The sequence below is a fragment of the Stenotrophomonas sp. WHRI 8082 genome (genome assembly GCF_040223995.2).
GTDB lineage: Bacteria > Pseudomonadota > Gammaproteobacteria > Xanthomonadales > Xanthomonadaceae > Stenotrophomonas.
Genome location: NZ_CP167826.1, coordinates 545,425 through 562,766 on the forward strand (window position 1 = coordinate 545,425; position 17,342 = coordinate 562,766).

At 65.5% G+C, this 17,342-nt stretch carries 20 protein-coding genes and 1 tRNA gene; 9 read left to right on the forward strand and 12 right to left on the reverse strand.

Translation table 11 applies throughout. The features are described from left to right. Positions 1-10 precede the first annotated feature (10 nt). Positions 11-637: a DUF47 domain-containing protein gene (locus tag ABRP17_RS02410; RefSeq protein ID WP_188324433.1), complete on the reverse strand. Its 627-nt coding sequence runs from the start codon at positions 635-637 to the stop codon at positions 11-13. A gap of 283 nt (positions 638-920) precedes the next feature. Between ABRP17_RS02410 and ABRP17_RS02415 the strand changes: the two genes are divergently transcribed. Both ABRP17_RS02415 and ABRP17_RS02420 read left to right on the forward strand, forming a co-directional pair. Beyond that, entirely contained in the window at positions 921-2,231 is a 1,311-nt protein-coding gene (locus tag ABRP17_RS02415; RefSeq protein ID WP_188324434.1) for a hemolysin family protein, read from the forward strand. Beyond that, the gene (locus ABRP17_RS02420; protein WP_349986476.1) at positions 2,215-2,877 is read left to right on the forward strand and encodes an exopolysaccharide biosynthesis protein; all 663 of its coding nucleotides are present in this window, start codon (positions 2,215-2,217) and stop codon (positions 2,875-2,877) included. The genes ABRP17_RS02415 and ABRP17_RS02420 overlap by 17 nt, the downstream gene beginning before the upstream one ends. Positions 2,878-3,046: 169 nt before the next feature. Here ABRP17_RS02420 and ABRP17_RS02425 read toward each other — a convergent pair whose 3' ends face one another. The 4 genes from ABRP17_RS02425 to ABRP17_RS02440 all read right to left on the reverse strand — a co-directional run bounded on the left by ABRP17_RS02425 (position 3,047) and on the right by ABRP17_RS02440 (position 6,021). Beyond that, the gene (locus ABRP17_RS02425) at positions 3,047-3,544 is read right to left on the reverse strand and encodes a pyridoxamine 5'-phosphate oxidase family protein (RefSeq protein ID WP_188324436.1); all 498 of its coding nucleotides are present in this window, start codon (positions 3,542-3,544) and stop codon (positions 3,047-3,049) included. A 95-nt stretch (positions 3,545-3,639) separates the two neighbouring features. Then, positions 3,640-4,635, reverse strand: coding sequence for an LLM class flavin-dependent oxidoreductase (locus ABRP17_RS02430; protein WP_349986477.1), 996 nt, complete (start codon positions 4,633-4,635; stop codon positions 3,640-3,642). A gap of 224 nt (positions 4,636-4,859) precedes the next feature. After that, positions 4,860-5,627, reverse strand: a complete 768-nt coding sequence (locus ABRP17_RS02435) for a sulfurtransferase (protein WP_349986479.1) — start codon at positions 5,625-5,627, stop codon at positions 4,860-4,862. 28 nt (positions 5,628-5,655) lie between these two features. Next, positions 5,656-6,021, reverse strand: coding sequence for a DUF6164 family protein (locus tag ABRP17_RS02440; protein WP_349986481.1), 366 nt, complete (start codon positions 6,019-6,021; stop codon positions 5,656-5,658). A 120-nt stretch (positions 6,022-6,141) separates the two neighbouring features. Here ABRP17_RS02440 and ABRP17_RS02445 point away from each other — a divergent pair, with 120 nt between their 5' ends. Together ABRP17_RS02445 and ABRP17_RS02450 are read left to right on the forward strand one after the other, a co-directional pair. Then, complete coding sequence (locus ABRP17_RS02445; protein ID WP_188324440.1) at positions 6,142-6,573, forward strand: FKBP-type peptidyl-prolyl cis-trans isomerase; 432 nt, start codon at positions 6,142-6,144, stop codon at positions 6,571-6,573. Then, positions 6,557-7,807 (forward strand): TIGR03862 family flavoprotein, encoded by a 1,251-nt coding sequence (locus ABRP17_RS02450; protein WP_349986483.1) that lies wholly within the window; start codon positions 6,557-6,559, stop codon positions 7,805-7,807. Before ABRP17_RS02445 ends, ABRP17_RS02450 begins: the two co-directional genes overlap by 17 nt. On the opposite strand, the gene ABRP17_RS02455 is transcribed toward ABRP17_RS02450, so the two are convergent. The 4 genes from ABRP17_RS02455 to ABRP17_RS02470 all read right to left on the reverse strand — a co-directional run bounded on the left by ABRP17_RS02455 (position 7,793) and on the right by ABRP17_RS02470 (position 11,815). Beyond that, positions 7,793-8,269 (reverse strand): GNAT family N-acetyltransferase, encoded by a 477-nt coding sequence (locus ABRP17_RS02455; RefSeq protein ID WP_349986501.1) that lies wholly within the window; start codon positions 8,267-8,269, stop codon positions 7,793-7,795. The genes ABRP17_RS02450 and ABRP17_RS02455 overlap by 15 nt on opposite strands. 14 nt (positions 8,270-8,283) lie before the next feature. Then, on the reverse strand, positions 8,284-9,906 hold the full coding sequence (locus ABRP17_RS02460; RefSeq protein WP_349986485.1) for an FMN-binding glutamate synthase family protein: 1,623 nt from the start codon (positions 9,904-9,906) through the stop codon (positions 8,284-8,286). 65 nt (positions 9,907-9,971) lie between these two features. Further along, positions 9,972-11,258 (reverse strand): nucleotide sugar dehydrogenase, encoded by a 1,287-nt coding sequence (locus tag ABRP17_RS02465; protein ID WP_349986487.1) that lies wholly within the window; start codon positions 11,256-11,258, stop codon positions 9,972-9,974. Between the two features lie 110 nt (positions 11,259-11,368). After that, on the reverse strand, positions 11,369-11,815 hold the full coding sequence (locus ABRP17_RS02470) for a BLUF domain-containing protein (RefSeq protein WP_349986489.1): 447 nt from the start codon (positions 11,813-11,815) through the stop codon (positions 11,369-11,371). A gap of 132 nt (positions 11,816-11,947) precedes the next feature. Here ABRP17_RS02470 and ABRP17_RS02475 point away from each other — a divergent pair. Continuing rightward, positions 11,948-12,034, forward strand: a tRNA-Leu gene (locus tag ABRP17_RS02475). 25 nt (positions 12,035-12,059) lie between these two features. Here the strand turns inward: ABRP17_RS02475 and hemN are convergent. Both hemN and ABRP17_RS02485 read right to left on the reverse strand, forming a co-directional pair. After that, entirely contained in the window at positions 12,060-13,469 is a 1,410-nt protein-coding gene (hemN, locus tag ABRP17_RS02480) for an oxygen-independent coproporphyrinogen III oxidase (protein WP_349986491.1), read from the reverse strand. 49 nt (positions 13,470-13,518) lie between these two features. Continuing rightward, complete coding sequence (locus ABRP17_RS02485) at positions 13,519-13,944, reverse strand: group III truncated hemoglobin (RefSeq protein WP_349986493.1); 426 nt, start codon at positions 13,942-13,944, stop codon at positions 13,519-13,521. Positions 13,945-14,126: 182 nt separating this feature from the next. On the opposite strand from ABRP17_RS02485, the gene ABRP17_RS02490 reads away from it, so the two are divergent. Beyond that, positions 14,127-14,420, forward strand: coding sequence for a hypothetical protein (locus ABRP17_RS02490; RefSeq protein WP_188324447.1), 294 nt, complete (start codon positions 14,127-14,129; stop codon positions 14,418-14,420). Further along, positions 14,417-15,463 carry a 4Fe-4S dicluster domain-containing protein gene (locus ABRP17_RS02495; RefSeq protein ID WP_349986495.1) on the forward strand — a complete coding sequence of 349 codons (1,047 nt, stop codon included), beginning with the start codon at positions 14,417-14,419 and terminating at the stop codon, positions 15,461-15,463. Before ABRP17_RS02490 ends, ABRP17_RS02495 begins: the two co-directional genes overlap by 4 nt. 1 nt (position 15,464) lies before the next feature. Here the strand turns inward: ABRP17_RS02495 and ABRP17_RS02500 are convergent, their stop codons facing one another. Beyond that, positions 15,465-15,701 (reverse strand): hypothetical protein, encoded by a 237-nt coding sequence (locus ABRP17_RS02500; protein WP_188324448.1) that lies wholly within the window; start codon positions 15,699-15,701, stop codon positions 15,465-15,467. Positions 15,702-15,933: 232 nt separating this feature from the next. Between ABRP17_RS02500 and ABRP17_RS02505 the strand changes: the two genes are divergently transcribed. Further along, positions 15,934-16,107: a hypothetical protein gene (locus tag ABRP17_RS02505; protein WP_349986497.1), complete on the forward strand. Its 174-nt coding sequence runs from the start codon at positions 15,934-15,936 to the stop codon at positions 16,105-16,107. A gap of 259 nt (positions 16,108-16,366) precedes the next feature. Then, positions 16,367-17,020 carry a glycoside hydrolase family 19 protein gene (locus ABRP17_RS02510; protein WP_349986499.1) on the forward strand — a complete coding sequence of 218 codons (654 nt, stop codon included), beginning with the start codon at positions 16,367-16,369 and terminating at the stop codon, positions 17,018-17,020. The last annotated feature ends 322 nt before the right edge of the window (positions 17,021-17,342 follow it).

Sequence of the window (17,342 nt, forward strand, 5' to 3'; positions counted from 1 at the left end):
GTGCGGCCCGTCAGCTGTTCTTCAACACGATCTGGTACGCCACGACGCCCGCTTCACGGCAGCGGTCGATGGCCTTTTCCAGAATCTCGAAGAACTCCTTCAACAGGAACATCTGCACGTGGTCCAGGCGACCGGAGTAGATATCGCGGTACAGCTCCAGCATCAGCCGGTCGGCCTCGTTCTCCAGCGCGCGCAGCTTCTCGTTCAGCGCGGTCATGCGATCGAGGTTCATGTGGCGCAGGTCGGCCACCATCTCCACCACCACGCCGGCCGCCTGTTCCAGCATCGCCGCGCGCGGCGCGAAATCGATGTGTTCCAGATGGGCCACCGCCAGCGAATAGCGATCGGCGAACTTCTCGATCTGCTTGGGGATCTTGTACAGCGCCGAACCCAGCGCTTCGATATCCTCGCGCTCGATCGGGGTCATGAAGCTGTCGACCAGGGCCTGGCTGATCTTGTCCGACGCGGCGCGCTCACGCAGGCGGGCAAGCTTGAAGGCGTCCAGCGCAGGCTGGCGGTCGGACTCGCGCATCATGGCGTGCAAGGCCCGGGCGCTGTCGTTGGCCGCGACGGCAGCCTCATCAAGCAGGGTGTAGAACTGTTTGCCGGAGCCGAAAATGGTCTGCAGAGAGAACATCGAGAAACCTGTTCGCCGTCGCGGGAAGGACGGCACCAGACGGAATTATGACGGCTAGATGACCGTTCCGGGTACTCCCCGACACTTCTGTCAGGTTTTCCCCTCTACCTGAACAGGCACTTGCAGCATTCCACCCCCCGTTTGCTAAGATGCCAGCGCGCCCACGGGCGCACACCTATGGAAGACGACCCTTACCCCCCGCCGCCGCGCCGGACTTACCTCCCCAGCGCCTGCCGCCATCGCAAGCACCCGCCCTCCCTGCCACCAACCGGGGATGCCGCCCGTGTTTGAACTGATCATTGTCCTCGCCCTCGTTCTGTTGAACGGTTTCTTCGCCATGTCCGAGATGTCGGTCATGACCTCACGCAAGAGCCGCCTGAAGCAGATGGCGCACTCCTCAAAGCGTGCGGCGCGCGCCCTGGAGCTGTCCGAACGGCCGGAAAACTTCCTGTCCACGGTGCAGATCGGCATCACCCTGATCGGCGTGCTGACCGGCCTGTTCGGCGGCGAAGCCATCGGCGAGGCCATCGGGGCGTGGATCCATGAGGTCGCCCCCGGGTTCGCCTATGCGTCCGGCGTGGGCAAGACCTTGGCCGTGGCCCTGATCACTTTCCTGACCCTGATCTTCGGTGAGCTGGTGCCCAAGCGCCTGGCCATCACCCGATCGGAGGATATCGCCGGGCTGGTCGCCCTGCCGATGAGCTGGCTGGCCAAGGTGGCCGCCCCCGGCGTCTGGCTGCTGTCGCATACCACGCGCCTGGTGCTGCGGGTGATCGGCCTGGGCAAGGACGAAGCCGCCAGCGTCAGTGAAGAAGAGATCCGCATGCTGGTGGCCGAAAGCCACGAAGCCGGCGTCATCGATGCGCACGAGCGCGACATGATGAACCGCGTCATGCGACTGGGCGACCGCACCGCGGACAGCCTGATGACCCCGCGCAACCGCATCGCGTGGCTGGACACCCAGGGCGCGCTGGAAAAGAACCTGGAAATCATGAGCGAGAACGAATTCTCGCGCTATCCGGTATACCGCGAGAACGACTCGGACGTGGTCGGCATCCTCGAGGTGAAGACCCTCGCCACGCGGATGGCACGCGGTGACCATGCGCTGTTCCAGAACCTGCGCGAGGTGCTGTACGTATCGGAAAGCACCCATGCCATGAAGCTGCTGGAGATCTTCCGCGAAGAACAGCAGTCCGTAGCCCTGGTGGTGGACGAGTACGGCGAAATCCAGGGTCTGGTGACCATCAGCGACCTGATGGGCGCCGTGGTGGGCCGCCTGCAGGCCACCGAAAACGCCGATGAAGATGCGTTGGTGGTAACGCGCGAAGACGGCTCGCTGCTGGTGGATGGGTCGCTGCCCATCGAAGACCTGCGCGAACTGCTGGGTACCAGCAACCTGCCTGACGCCGAGGATGGCGATTACTACACGCTGGCCGGCATGTGCATCCACTACTTCGGCCGCATCCCGCATGTCGGCGAGTATTTCGACTGGGCCGGCTGGCGGATCGAAGTCATCGATCTGGATGGCGCGCGTGTCGACAAGCTGCTGCTGCGCATGCTGTCTGACGAGCAGGCCGATGAACTCACCGCCTGATCCGTCGCCGTCGCCGTCGCCGGACGAGGCCCCGCTCTACCGCAACGAGGGCATCCGCACGCTGTTGGCGATGTTCCAGTTCGGCGATCCCGCCCAGCACATGAAGCTGGGGGAGATCCTGCAGAATCTGCAGCAGAGTGCGTACGGGGTCTTCCTGTTCATTGCGATCCTGCCCGCCTTCATCCCGATCCCGGGCGTGGGCGGCGCGGTCAGTGGCCCGCTGATACTGCTGATGGGCACGCAGATGATGTTCGGCCTGCGCAAGCCGTGGGTACCGGGGTTCATCGCCCGTCGCGGTCCACGGCGCGGCACCATGCACAAGTTCCTGGACCGGATCGACGGCGCCCTGCGCCGGCTGGATCGCCTGCTGAAGCCGCGCATGCCGCAGCTGCTGGTGCCGGTGCTGGCGCATGCGTTTACGGGCCTGCTGCTGGTATTGCTGGCCGTCCTGCTGTCGTTGCCGATACCGTTCACGAACTATCTGTTCGGCTTCCAGCTGCTGCTGTTCGCGCTGGCGCTGCTGGAACGGGACGGTGCATTGATGCTGGTGAACTGGATAGCGGCGATCGCCGCCATCGTCTTCTTCGGCTTCAGCTCCGGGCAACTGGTTGGCTATATCGCCGAGTTGTTCCAGCGCTGGTTCTAGCTGTGTCGAGCCGACTTCAGTCGGCTGCTGAAAAACAGCCGGCTGAAGCCGGCTCTACCCCTGTTTCATTTTCCCGGTAGAGCCGACTTCAGTCGGCTGCCCTGCTTCAGTCGGCTGCCCTGCTTCAGTCGGCTGCCCTGCTTCAGTCGGCTGCCGTGCGCTGCAGACCTCAGCGCAGATCAACAAACCCGTTGTCGCCCAGACGCGCGGGCTCATCCTGCACTGCGGACAGGACGAAGCTCAGCGCCTTGCCCAGCAAGGTGCCCGGACCGTCCCAATACTCGGCCGACTCGGCATGCACATGGATCAGGCGCAGGTTCGGATCGTCCTTGCCCTCCGGGAAGAACAGCTTCATCGCCGGCGACCACAGTTCGTCGATCTTCGCGCGGTCGGCAACGATCTCCGCGGTGCCCGATACCGACACATAGCTGTTCTTGGACGTTGACGCATAGGCGACGTTGACGCGGGGGTTCAGTGCGATCTCGGCCACCTTCGGGCTGTCGGCCGACGTGGCGAACCACAGGTCACCGTCGAACTCCACTTCCTGCGTGCCCAGCGGGCGACTGTAGAGGCGGCCGTCCACGCCGGTGGTGGTGAACATCGCCACCTCGACGTCCTTGATCAGGGCGGCAAGCTGGGTGATGTGCTGCTGGCGATCTGCGTTCATGGGGAACTCCGTGGGTAGGGCCCCATCTCACGCGAGCGCGGTGCAACGCTGCGTGAGGCGGATGTTCAGTGCGCGTGGTGGCCTGCGCGCTGCATTCAGGCTGCGTGGCGCGCGTGCCAGGCCCGCATGGCCAATTCGAACGAACGCAGGCGCGCGCGGTGGTCGTAGATGTTCGCCGTGAGCAGGAGTTCGTCGGGCTGGTGGCGCTCGACGAAGGCCGCAATGCCCTCGCCTACCTGCTGCGCGTCACCCAGCACCGTGCAGGCCAGCGCACGCTCCACGCCGACCTTCTCGTGCGGTTGCCAGAAGGTTTCGATGTCATCCACCGGCGGTGGGATCTTGCCCGGGCTGCCGCGCCGCAGATTGACGAAACTCTGCTGCTGGCTGGTGAACAAGCGGCGCGACTCGGCTTCGCTTTCACTGGCCACCACGTTCAACGCCAGCATGGCATGCGGCTGCTGGAGCGAGCCGGAGGGACGGAACTCGCGCCGATACACGGCCAACGCTTCGTCCATCGCATCGGGCGCGAAGTGCGACGCGAAGGCGTAAGGCAGGCCCAGCGCAGCGGCCAGGCGTGCGCCGAACAGGCTGGAACCGAGGATCCAGACCGGCACCCGCAGACCCGCGCCCGGCACCGCCTGCACCGCTTGGCCCGGCTTCGCCGGCTCGAAGTAGTGCAGCAGCTCGCGCACGTCCTGCGGGAAATTATCGGCCCCATCGAAGTACCGGCGGAGCGCGCGAGCGGTCGGCTGATCGGTGCCCGGGGCCCGCCCCAGGCCCAGGTCGATGCGGTCCGGGTACAGGGAGGCCAGCGTGCCGAACTGCTCGGCGGCCTGCAGCGGCGCATGGTTGGGCAGCATGATGCCGCCCGCGCCGACGCGGATGCGCTGGGTGCCACCGGCGACGTGACCGATCAGCACCGCGGTGGCCGCACTCGCGATGCCGGGCATGTTGTGGTGCTCGGCCAGCCAGAAGCGCCGGTAGCCCAGCGCATCGGCCTGCTGGGCCAGCTCAAGCATGTTGGCGAAGGCAGCGGTTGTGTCACTGCCCTCGCAGACGGGGGCCAGATCGAGGATCGACAAGGGAATCATCAGCGCGGCTTTTCTTCAGGAGACTCTCCCTTGTGTGGGGCCGCGCGGGATGGATTGCCAGCGGACGCCGCGGGACGCTGATTCCCGCCAAGGCAACAGGCGCCGGTAGTGCCGGCTTCAGCCGGCAGCGTTCTCGTTCAGCCGACTGAAGTCGGCTCTACCTGTTGGCGTTATTGCTCAGCCGACTGAAGTCGGCTCCACCTGTCTGCGCTACCTGCGCGGTATCAGAACGCGCTCGGCTTCGGCTCGGGCAGTGGCTGGTCCACCAGGGGCTGCAGCTGGGAATCCAGTGCTACGCGCTCGTCGAAGACGAAGCAGCGGCCTTCGTAGCCCTCGCCTCCCACTTCCTCGAAATAACCCAGAATGCCGCCGTCCAGTTGCAGCACATTGTCCATGCCATCGTTCTGCATCCACAGTGCCGCTTTCTCGCAGCGGATGCCGCCGGTACAGAAGCTCACCACGGTGCTGTCCTTCAACGCCTGCCGATGCGGCGCCAGCGCGGCGGGCAGGTCGGTGAACTTGTCGATGGGCAACACCAGCGCATCCTTGAACGTGCCGTACTCGATCTCCTGCACGTTGCGCGTATCGAGCATCACCACCGGCTTGCCGTGATCGTCGTGGCCCTGCCGCAGCCAGCGCTGCACCGTCGTCGGGTCCACGGCCGGTGCGCGCGGATAATCCAGCGGCTGGCCGTCATCGCGCCGGAAACTGATGATCTCGTCCTTGACCTTGACCTTCAACCGAGCGAACGGCTGGTGCTCGCTGAAGCTGGTCTTGACCCGCATATCGGAAAACCGAGGGTCGGCATGCAGCGCATCGTAGAAGGCATCGATGGCCGCCGGGCTGCCTGCAAGGAACAGGTTCAGGCCTTCAGCGGCGACCAGGATGCTGCCGCGCAGGCCTGCAGCCTCGGCGTCGGCAACCAAGCGGTCGGCAAGCACCTGCGGCGCGTCGATGGTGACGAAATGATAGGCGGCGGTATTGGCGATCATCCGCCCATTTTACCCGCTGCGCGCCGGTTCAGCCTCGTAGCAGCATGAACGGTAGAAGCACGAGCGCGGCCGCGCCGACCATGCCCAGCAGCACCAGCGCCACAAAGCCGGGACGACGCTGCAACAGGCCGCGAAAGGTCTCGGCGCTGCCGTCCTGCAGGGCCTGCTCACGCTCGGCACGCATCCGCACGCTGCGCTCGCGCTGGTACGCGCCCATCACGTCGCGGGCTCGCGCAAGATCGTCGTCGTCGCGGATCCACAGCCCCCCGTTCGAGATGCCCCAAGGGCTCGGCTCGGTGCGATACCACGCAATACGGTGCTGATCCAGCAGCGTGCAGACGTCATGGTATTCATCGTTGCCGACGTGGCGCAGGTTCAAGAGCAGCTTTGACATGCCGCCATCATAGCCCGGCGAACACCCTCCTCAGCGAGAGGAGAGGGGCGACGGCCCGCCCTGTCTCTGCCGTGGATGCGATGCGTTACCCTTGCATCCCCTCGAATTCGGATGCCGCCCATGCGCCGCCTGCTCGCTCCCCTCCTGTTGTCCCTGGCCCTCGCTGCATGCGCACCGGCCGGTCCGCCGCCGGGCGGCTCCATTGCCGCCTTTGAGACCATCGACACGCAGGCAGGTACCGGCGCTGTCGCCACACCCGGCAGCAAGGTGACCGTCCACTACACCGGCTGGATATACGACGAGCGCGCTGAAGACAAGCACGGCAAGACCTTTGACAGCTCGGTGACGCGTGGCGAACCGTTCTCCTTCGAACTGGGGGGCGGACAGGTCATCCGCGGGTGGGACGAAGGCGTGGCGGGCATGAAGGTGGGCGGCAAGCGCACCCTGATGATCACCCCGGACATGGGCTATGGGCAGCGCAGTGTCGGACCGATTCCCGCCGGCTCCTCGCTGGTCTTCGATGTCGAGCTGCTTGATGTCCAGCCCCGCTGATCCGGTAGCGGTGCCGCGCGTTGCGGTGATCGGTGGCGGCCCGGCAGGGCTGTTTGCCGCCGAGCAGCTGTGCGCGGCGGGACTGGCGGTGGATCTGTATGAGGCCAAGGGCTCGCCTGGCCGCAAGTTCCTGATCGCCGGCAAGGGTGGCTTGAACCTGACCCATTCCGACGCGCGCCCGCTGTTCGACAGCCGCTACCGATCGCAATCCACGGCGGTGGCCAGCTGGTTGGATGCGTTCGATGCCGATGCGCTGCGGCGGTGGGCTGCTGGGCTGGGTGTGGAAACCTACGTGGGCAGTTCCGGTCGCGTTTTCCCGGTGGACCGCAAAGCCGCGCCGCTGTTGCGCGGCTGGGTGCGCCGGCTGAAGGAACAGGGCGTGCGTTTCCATGTGCAGCACCGCTGGCAGGGATGGGACGCCGACGGCGCGCTGCGCTTTGCCACGGCTGAGGGCGACACCCGCGTTGTCGCCAACGCCACCGTCCTGGCGCTCGGCGGTGGCAGCTGGCCGCAGCTCGGTTCCGATGGCAGCTGGGTACCGCTGCTGCAGGAACGTGGCGTCGCCGTTGCGCCCCTGCAGCCGGCCAACTGCGGTTTTGATGTGGCATGGACGCCTTGGTTCGTGCAGCGCCACGCCGGCACCCCACTGAAATCCGTGGTGGCGCATTGGACCGACCTGCAGGGTACGGATCACCAGCAGCAGGGCGAATGCGTGGTGAGCGAGTACGGCATTGAAGGCAGCTTGGTCTATGCCGTATCTGCAGACCTGCGCGATGCACTCGCCCGCGATGGCACGGCGACGCTGTGGCTGGATCTCGTTCCGGGACGGTCGCAGGAACGCTTGGCAGCCGATCTTGCACGCCCCCGCAAAGGACGCAGTTTCGGCGAGCATCTGCGTCGCCAGACCGGCGTGGATGCAGTGAAGGCATCGCTGCTGTTCGAGGTACTGGGCAAGGAAGCGGGCCAGGACGTCGACCGCGTTGCGGCCGCGTTGAAGCGCCTTCCGGTGGTCCTGCAGCGGCCGCGACCGATGGCAGAGGCGATCAGCACGGCGGGCGGCGTGATGCTGCCCGCGATGGATGCCGACTTGATGCTGCAGGCGGTGCCGGGCGTATTCTGCGCCGGCGAAATGCTCGACTGGGAAGCGCCGACCGGCGGCTACCTGCTGACCGCGTGTTATGCGAGCGCGCAACGTGCGGCCGATGGTGTGGTCGCGTGGTTAGCTGCCCGCTGACGCGGCGGGCCGCCGCATGCGGATCGCGGCCAAGGTGATTCCGCTGGGGTGCAGGTAATCCTGCGGTCCTTCGGCAATGAATCCGCCACGCTGGTAGAACGCCACCGCATTCAACGATGCCGACAGCACGATGTCGGCATCCGGTGCGGCAAGGACGAACAACTGCTGCAGGAGCGCCCGTCCGACCCCCTGACCCGCCGCATCCGGATCCACGAACAGCGCATCGACCTCGTTGTCCTGCAGAACCAGCATGCCGTAGCCGACCACGCGGCCCTGCGCATCCTCGGCGACCACGCAGCCGCCCTGCCCCAGCAGCGCGGCATAGTGAGCAGGCGGCGGCGATGCGGACCAGCGCGCAATCACGTCAGCGGGGTAATGGCTGCTGCACAGCTCGCGCACGCAACGCGTCCGCATTGCCCAAAGCACCGCTTCATCGCCCGACCTGCCCACGCGAAAGCGCAGCGCGCCGGCAGTGCTCATCGCGATTTGCTGGCGCGCAGTGCCTGGATGCGTGACGGCGGCTGGAAGGAATCGCTGCGCGCATCGCCCCAGTAATCGTGGAACACCGCATGGTCGGGCACCTGCCGCAGCAGCTCGCCCGGCGCCAGATAGCGATACAGGGACGCCAGCGAGCGTATCTCCACCGGCGACACCCGACGCAGGATGTGTTCCGGCCCCAGCTCGGCAGGATCGTTCAGTCCCGCCGCGCACAGCAGTTCTTTCAACGCATGCAATGTCTGCCGGTGGTAGTTGTGCACCCGCTCGGCCTTGTCGGTCGGGTCCAGGCTCTTCCAGCGTTTCGGATCCTGGGTGGCGATGCCGGTGGGACATTTGTCACTGTGGCAGCTGAGCGACTGGATGCAGCCCAGCGCGAACATGAAACCCCGCCCCGCGTTGCACCAGTCCGCGCCCAGCGCGATGATCCGCGCGATGTCGAAGGCACTGGTGATCTTGCCGGCCGCCCCGATGCGGATGCGGTCACGCAGGTCCAGTCCGACCAAGGTGTTGTGCACCAGCAGCAGCGCTTCATGCATCGGTACCCCGACATGATCGATGAACTCCGACGGGGCCGCACCGGTGCCACCCTCCGCACCGTCCACGACGATGAAATCAGGCAGCAGGCCGGTTTCACTCATCGCCTTGGCAATGCCGAACCATTCCCACGGATGGCCGATCGCCAGCTTGAAGCCGACCGGCTTGCCACCGGACAGCTCACGCAGGCGCGCGACGAACTGCAGCAGTTCGATCGGGGTGGAGAAGGCGGAATGCCGCGACGGCGACACGCAGTCCACGCCCATCGGTACACCGCGCGTCACCGAGATTTCTTCGCTGACCTTCGCCGCCGGCAGCACGCCACCGTGGCCCGGCTTGGCGCCCTGCGACAGCTTGATCTCGATCATCTTGACCTGATCGTGCGTGGCATTGGCAACGAAACGTTCCTCGCTGAAGCCGCCCTGCTCGTCCCGGCAGCCGAAATAGCCCGACCCGATTTCCCATACCAGGTCACCGCCCTTTTCACGGTGGTACGGCGATATCGAGCCTTCACCGGTATCGTGATGGAACCCGCCGCGGCGCGCGCCTTCGTTGAGTGCGCGGATGGCATTGGCCGACAACGAGCCGAAGCTCATCGCGGAGATATTGAAGATGCTGGCCGAATAGGGTTTGGCGCAGTTCGGCCCGATCAACACGCGGAAATCCTGATGCCCGATGCTGGTCGGAGCGAGCGAATGATTGATCCATTCGTAGTCCACCGCATACGTGCTGCGCAGCGTGCCGAACGGCACCACGTCCATCTCGTTCTTTGCGCGCTGGTAGATCAACGCACGTTGCTGGCGCGAGAACGGCACATCTTCCAGATCGCTCTGCACGAAGTATTGGCGGATCTCCGGACCGATCGACTCCAAGCCGTAGCGGAAGTGGGCCAGTACCGGATAATTGCGACGCAGCGTGCTGCGCGTCTGCAGCAGATCCCACGTACCCACCACGAAGACGGTCGCCGTGAACGCTACGCCCCAGTACCAGGCAGGCCAAAAGGTGGCCAACCACAGGCAGACCGGAAACAGGATGATGGCGAGCACGTAGGCCAGATAGCGGTGCATGGCGTTCCTCTTAGCGTAGCTGTGGCCAGTCTACCCCGCCGCTGATCAATGCCCCGCCAACGGCCTCAGAGCCGGTCGTCCACCACGTCACGCGGCCAGGCCGATTTGACGTCATAGACGACACCCTGCGGTGCCAGCAACGCCCTGATCGCGGCCGCATCCATCTGCCGGAAGCGCTGGTGCGCCACCGCCAGCACGACCGCGTCATACACCCCCGCTTCGGCCTCGGCCACCCATTCGACGCCCGCATCCTGCAGCGCGGCCGGCCCTACCCAGGGGTCCTGCACCTGTACGCGTGCGCCACTGGCCTGCAGCTGCTGGGCCAGTTCCAGTGCACGGCTGTTGCGCAGGTCCGGGCAGTCTTCCTTGAAGGTGACGCCCAGCACCAGCACGCGCGCTGCCTCGGGTGCTCGCCCACGTCCGGCCAGCAACGACAGCACGCGCTGGGTGACATGTGCACCGACGCGGTTGTTGACCTGTCGCGCGGTGTGGATCAGATCGGGGTGGTAGCCCACGCTCTCCGACTTGTGCAGCAGGTAATACGGGTCCACGCCAATGCAGTGCCCGCCCACCAGGCCCGGCCGAAACGGCAGGAAATTCCACTTGCTGCCCGCCGCTTCCAGCACGTCCTGCGTATCGATGCCCAGCTTGTCGAAGATCAGCGCCAGCTCGTTGACCAGGGCGATGTTGACGTCGCGCTGGATGTTCTCCACCACCTTGGCTGCTTCGGCTACGCGCATGGACGGTGCCGGGAAGGTGCCTGCCGTAATGATCTGCCGGTACAGCGCATCCACTACGGCAGCGACTTCCGGCGTGGAGCCGGAGGTGATCTTACGGATGTCGGCCAGGCGACGCTGGCGGTCACCCGGGCTGACCCGCTCCGGCGAATAGCCGCAGAAAAAGTCATCGTTGAAGCGCAGGCCCGAACCGGCCTCGAGCAGCGGGATGCACACTTCTTCGGTAGTGCCGGGATATACCGTGGATTCGTAGATGACCAGATCGCCGGGCTGCAGCACGCTGCTCACCCGTTCGCTGGCCGAGCGCAACGGCCCCAGGTCGGGCTGCTCATGCACGTCGATCGGCGTGGGCACGGTGATGATGTAGACATTGCACGCCGCCAGTTCACCGGCATCGGCCGTGCAGCGCAGGTGCGTGGCCTGTGCCAGTTCGCCGTCTTCCAGCTCGAGGGTGTGATCATGGCCCTGCTGCAGTTCGGCCACGCGGGCGGCATCGATGTCGAAGCCCAGCGTGGGGAACAACCGACCGAAAGCGACGGCCAACGGCAAGCCCACATAGCCCAGTCCGATGATCGCCGGACGCGGCGACTGCGCCGCCGACAGCGGCGTACTCATGCCATCCACCGGCAGCACGTGATGCGATCGGAACGTTCCATGGCGCACCCGGCTCCTGCATAAAGAGCGACAAGGTTAACCGCCCTGCTGGTCGCTGACCACGTCCTGCCTCACGACCCCAGGCTGACCGCCGCAGGCTCCAGCTCGCCGCCGCCGCCCATCCAGGTGTACAGCAGCCGCTCGAAGCCGTGCCCAGCCAGCGCCGGCTCCAGCGAAAGACCTTCCCATGGCGCGTCCACGATGGCCGCCAATGCCTGGGCATCGATCTGCCGGCTGGCCATGGTCCAGCGCGGAAACCAGCGTGCCTGCACGCGTGCGCTGGCCAATTGTCGAAGGCCGTGATGTCGACGCGCGTTGACCACCCGGGCATACACCGAATCCAGCCCATCAGCGGGACCCTCCAGATACTGCAGAAAGCACGCCCCATCGAACATCAGCACGCCGGTGACCCCGGCCATGCGATTGAACGCGGTGGCATCGGCCATCAGCCCGTCCAGCTCGGCGAGGGACAGTTCCGCCCGGGCCTGACTGACATAGACAATCGCGCGCAGTGGCATGTTTCCCTCCCCAGGTACGCCTGATTCAAATATGGCATGAACCTATTTGTGTTGGTAGGTAATGCAGAAACGAATTGCCGGCGGCACGTCACCATTCCAAATTGGCGCCGCGTGGTGCACCCTATGCGCGCGGCCCGGATGGCGAAACTGGTAGACGCATCAGACTTAAAATCTGCCGACCGCAAGGTCATCCCGGTTCGATTCCGGGTCCGGGCACCAGCCATCACCCTTGCGTCTGCACCGCTCAGATCGCGCGCGAATATTGCGCCACGGGTGCTGATTGCGACAGATATCGATCAAAACACATGGCCAGCAGGCGCAGTAGCGGCCTGCCCTGCTCGGTCACGCGCACGCGTCCTTCGATCACCTCGGCCAGCCCATCGGCCTGCAGGGCCGCCAAGCGTGGCAACGCATCGGCGAAGTACGTGTCGAAGTGCTCGCCGCGCGCAGCACACACCGCGGCAACGTCCGTTTCGCCGTGGCACATCAGCTGCTGGATGATCTCCGCACGCAGCACATCGTCGGGGTCCAGCTGCAGTCCCCGCCATACCGGCATGTGGCCGGCATCCACCGCGGCTTCCCACGAAGGCAGGTCGCGCGGATTCTGGCTGTAACTGGCACCGACGTTGCTGATCGCGCTCACCCCCAGCCCCAGCAGATCGGTATCGGCATGGGTGGTGTAGCCCATGAAGTTGCGATGCAGCTGCCCTGCCCGCTGCGCGCGTGACAGGTCCTCTTCGGGCAGCGCGAAATGGTCCATGCCGATGTATTGATACCCCGCCGCCATCAGCTGCTGCACCGCCAACCCCAGCAGGGCGAGTTTCTGTCCCGGCGCGGGCAGCTGGGCTTCGTCGATCTGCCGCTGTGCCCGGAACACGTGCGGCAGGTGTGCGTAGCCGTAAACCGCCAACCGGTCCGGACGCAGGGCCAGCACCTGCTGCAGCGTACGCCCGAATCCCTGTGGGGTCTGACCCGGCAATCCGTAGATCAGATCCACGTTGACCGAGCGCATGCCGTAATCGCGGCAGGCCTGCAGGATGTCGAGCGTCTGCCCGACCCCCTGCACGCGGTTTATCGCCACCTGCACGGCCGGATCGAAATCCTGGATCCCCAGGCTGGCCCGGTTGAATCCCAGCTCGGCCAACAGCGCCACGTCGTCACGGTCGATGAAACGCGGATCCAGCTCGATCGAAAAATCACGCGATGGCGAGGAACTGAACGTGAAACGACGCCGCAGGCCGCTGACCAGCTCGGCCAGCGCGTCGCGGGTGAGAAAGTTCGGCGTGCCACCGCCCATATGCAATTGAATCACCTCGCGCCGCGGATCGACATGCGACGCCAGCAGCTCTGCCTCGGCCAGCACGCGGGCCACATAAGCCTGGCCGCGACTGCGGTCGCGGGTGATTACCCGGTTGCAGCCACAGTAGAAACATGGACTGCTGCAGAAGGGCACGTGCACATACAGCGACAGCGCCTTGCCTGGTCCATTGCTGGCAGCCAGCGAATCGGCCAGTTGCCGTTCGCCGAAGCCATCGTGGAAGTGCGGCGCGGTCGGGTAGGAGGTATAGCGCGGGCCGGCCTTGTCATGCCGCTGCAGCACCTCGGCATCGAAGCACCAGGCCAAGCCACCGTGCACGGGAGAGTACGTATCCATGACGCAAGCATCCCGCCAACGGACACGCCGCGCTTTGACCCAGATCAAATCAGCCGACGATCGGCAGGCCAAGCGACGGCAAGCGCAGCATCCGATAGCGCTTCCAGAAGGTATCAGCGATACGCGCGGCGATATCGTCGGCAAGCCGCTGCATGTCTGGATTGCCGCACTCCGCCGAGGTCAGCCGGAACAGCGCCAGCCAACGATCGAACAGATCGCGGTCCATGTCGTCGATCGCCATGTGCTTGGACATCGGCGACCCTTGGAAACGGCGGGTGCCACGCAGCAGGGCCGACCAGAAATCCACCAGCTGGCGCAGGTGCGTAGGCCAGTCGACGACATGCGCGGTGAACACCGGGCCGAGTCGGGGCTCGTCGCGGACGCGCGCATAGAAGTCATGCACCAGACGGGTGACCTCTTCCTCCGTACACAGATCGGGCGAGGCGTCAGGCAGGGGCAGCGGGGCAGTGTTCATGGGATCCAGCAGGTGTCGAACCGCGATTATCCCACCGCGCGCGCGTGCGCGCAGCGGGCGGACCCTGCAGCGCTTGATCTAGATCAATGCCTGCGCCGGGCGGGCTTCCTAGATTGATCGCTCGCCGGCGCGCGATGCACCCGCAGCACGTCGCCCCACTGCCTCCTGCCGGACTGACCCGCATGCCGCTGTCGCCTGTCCCTCATCGCCTGCCCTGCCGACAACGCGTCGAGCGGTGGGGGATGGTGCTGTGGCCCAGCTTCATAGCGGCGGGGCTGGCCAGCGGGGTGTTCTTCGCCTTCGTTGATCCGGTGCGCTTGTGTGCCATCACCTTTCCAGACCACGTGATCAGCCGTGAACTGGGCTACACGCTGGGGTTCTTCATGTTCTGGACGGTCACCGCCGCCTCCAGCGCCGTCACCGCGTACCTGCTGCGGCCGATGGATGCGGACGACGATGAGGTGCCGCTGGGGTGAACTGGCTGCTGCGCACGCCCTATCTGCGAACCGGACTGACGCTTGCGCTGCTGGCAGGCTTCTACGGGTTGCCGTGGCTGCAGTGGAACGGCAGACAAGCCCTGTTGCTGGATCTCGTGAAGCGCCGGTTTGACCTGTTCGGGCTCACCCTGTGGCCGGACGATGTGGGCCTGCTGTTGGCTCTGCTGGCGTTTGCCGCCGTGTTGCTGGCGCTGTTCACCCACTTGGCGGGGCGACTGTGGTGCGGCCATGCCTGTCCGCAGACGTTGTGGAGCCAGCTGTTTGGCTGGGTAGAACGTGGCACCCGGTGGGCACTTCTTAATGCGTCCGTTGAGCCGCTGTTGCGGCATGCGATCTGGGCCTGCCTGGCCTTGGCCACCGGCCTGACCGTCGTCGGCCTTTTCACGCCGTTCCACCCGTTGCTGATGCGGGCGGTGCAGTGCCGGCTGGGTGCCTGGGAAACGTTCTGGATCGTGTTCTATGCTGCCGCGACATGGGGCAATGCAGGATTCCTGCGCCGTCATGTATGCAGGGCGCTGTGTCCGTTTGCACGCGTCCAGCCCCTGCTGGCCGATGCGCATACGCCACGCATGCTGTACCTGGCGCCGCGCGGCGAGCCCCGAGGCATGCGCGCTGCCGGGTTGGGCAGCGTGGCGGCGCGCGGCCGGGGGCTGCTCGACCCCACTACCGCGCAGGACTACGTGTTTCGCGCCGCGCATCCTGAACTTGCCGGGCCCATGCCGTTCTTCGCCGCTGACCGGCTGGGGGACTGCATCGACTGCCGCCGTTGCGTCAGCGCCTGCCCGGTAGGGCTGGACGTACGTGAGGGGCCACAGGCGGATTGTCTGGCGTGTGGCGCATGCCTGGTGGCCTGCAACAACGTGCAGCACGCCACGATGGGCACCTCCGGGCTGATCCGTTACACGCGGCCCGACCGCGGCCTGTCCGCGCCACGCAGCATGCTGCGACCGGTCACGCTGGTGCTGCTGGTCCCGCTCTGCGTGCTGGGGGCGTGGCTGGTGGCGCGCCTGTTCGCGGGCTGACTCAGCGCGCTGGCGACTCGGCAGGTGGCACAAGTTGCGCCTGCCGCACGATGCCAAGCTGCTCGATCAACAACGCCATTTCATTGGTGACCTGCGTGCGCTGGCCGCCTTGTGGCACCAATCGCGCGAGCACCTGCTGATAGGTGTTCCAGAACTCTGGACCGCATCCGTGCTTCTGGTAACTGTCTTCCAGCTCGTTGCGAACCTGGTCTGCCAGATCCTGCGTGCCGTAGTCCATGTACGACCCTCCAAGGAATAAACGCCCGGTTTCGACTCTCTCGTCCAGAAAGCCTGCTTATGCTGCCTATTGAATTAGTCATAAATTTGACTACACGTCAATGACAAGAAGAACACATCATCGCCATTAACCTGAACGATTAACCTCCTCGCGCCCGGTTACGTCGCGTACCACCGACACCGCCCTCACCGCGTACCGCTAAGGTTGGTGGAAACAGACAGGTGAGACGAGCATGCAACTGACGACCGAGCAGCGCAGGATCCTTGAGGACATCCACGCAACGCGTGAGGTGTCTGCCGAAGACGCGACGTGGGCAGTCAAGGCCGGCTTGGCCGTACAGGCCGAAGATGGTGACATCGACCTGAGCCAGGAAGGCCGACAGCAGGTCGAGCCGATCATCGGCTGAGACCTCCCCAGCCTGTGGGGGCACTCGCTGCGCAGGTTGACAGGTTGCGCCCTGCCCCATGCGACGCCGCGGGCTGCGTACCACGCGGCGGCGGGGCGCAGCCGACGGAACAGAGGGATATCCAGCGAGCCTGCGGCACTGTGTAGGCTGCACGTCGCGCGCAAGCCGCCTTCTGCTGACAGGACACAGCGGCTCCACCGCCTTCGTGCAGCCTTATCGCGCGCAGGGCCGATGCGCGCCCCGGCTCCCGGAGCGTCAGATGCTCACCGCAGCACACCTTTCGCAGATTCTCATGTGCCCGTTGACGCTGGCGCAGCGTTGGGCAGATCCGTTGAACGTGGCCATGGACACCTTCGACATCACCACACCACGGCGCCAGGCCCACTTCCTGGCCCAACTGGGGCATGAAAGCCACAGCCTGCAGACGTTGCAGGAACTGCTGTCGTACAGCCCCAAGCGCATCCGAGACGAATACGGCTGTCGCGTTGCCGAAGCGGAGCATGCGTCCTACGCCCGTAAGCCAGAGCGACTGGCCAATCGCGTGCACGCTGATCGAGGTGGCAACGGCGACGAAGCCAGCGGCGACGGATATCGGTATCGCGGTCGCGGACCGTTACCGCTACGCGGGCGTGGCGACTATCGGCGCATCGGCGTGCTGATCGGCATGCCACTGGAAGAACAACCCGAGTTGATGGAATCCCCGGAAGTGGCTGCGCTGGCGGCAGCCGCGAGGTGGCACGACGCCGGACTCAACGTACTGGCCGACAAGGACGATCTGCTGGCAATAAGCCGACACGTCAACCTGGGAAACGCCGCCTGCAAAGCCACACCGCAGGCGCTGAGCGAACGCGGCGCCCGCACGCGCCGTGCTCTGTTGGCACTGGGCACGATGCCGCGCGCAGATGGCTGGTAAAGACGCGCAATGGCGTGTGACTGATGCCCGCACGCGCCGTGACCTGTTGGCACTGGCCACACTGATACCCGGTAGAGCCGACTTCAGTCGGCTGCCGTTGCGGTTGCGGTTGCCGTTGCGGTTGCCGTTGCCGTCGCGGCTGCTGCGATGCGGGACGGCAGCGGACTGAAGTCCGCTCTACCAGACTGGTTTACCTCTACCCGCAGGCAGCCTTCTGTTGCCTCAGCAGCGACCCAACGACGCCAAGGATCACGTATGTGGGACTCAAAAACCGCTATCCCCGCTGCCGCATACCTACTGTTCTGCCAATGCGCTACAGCCA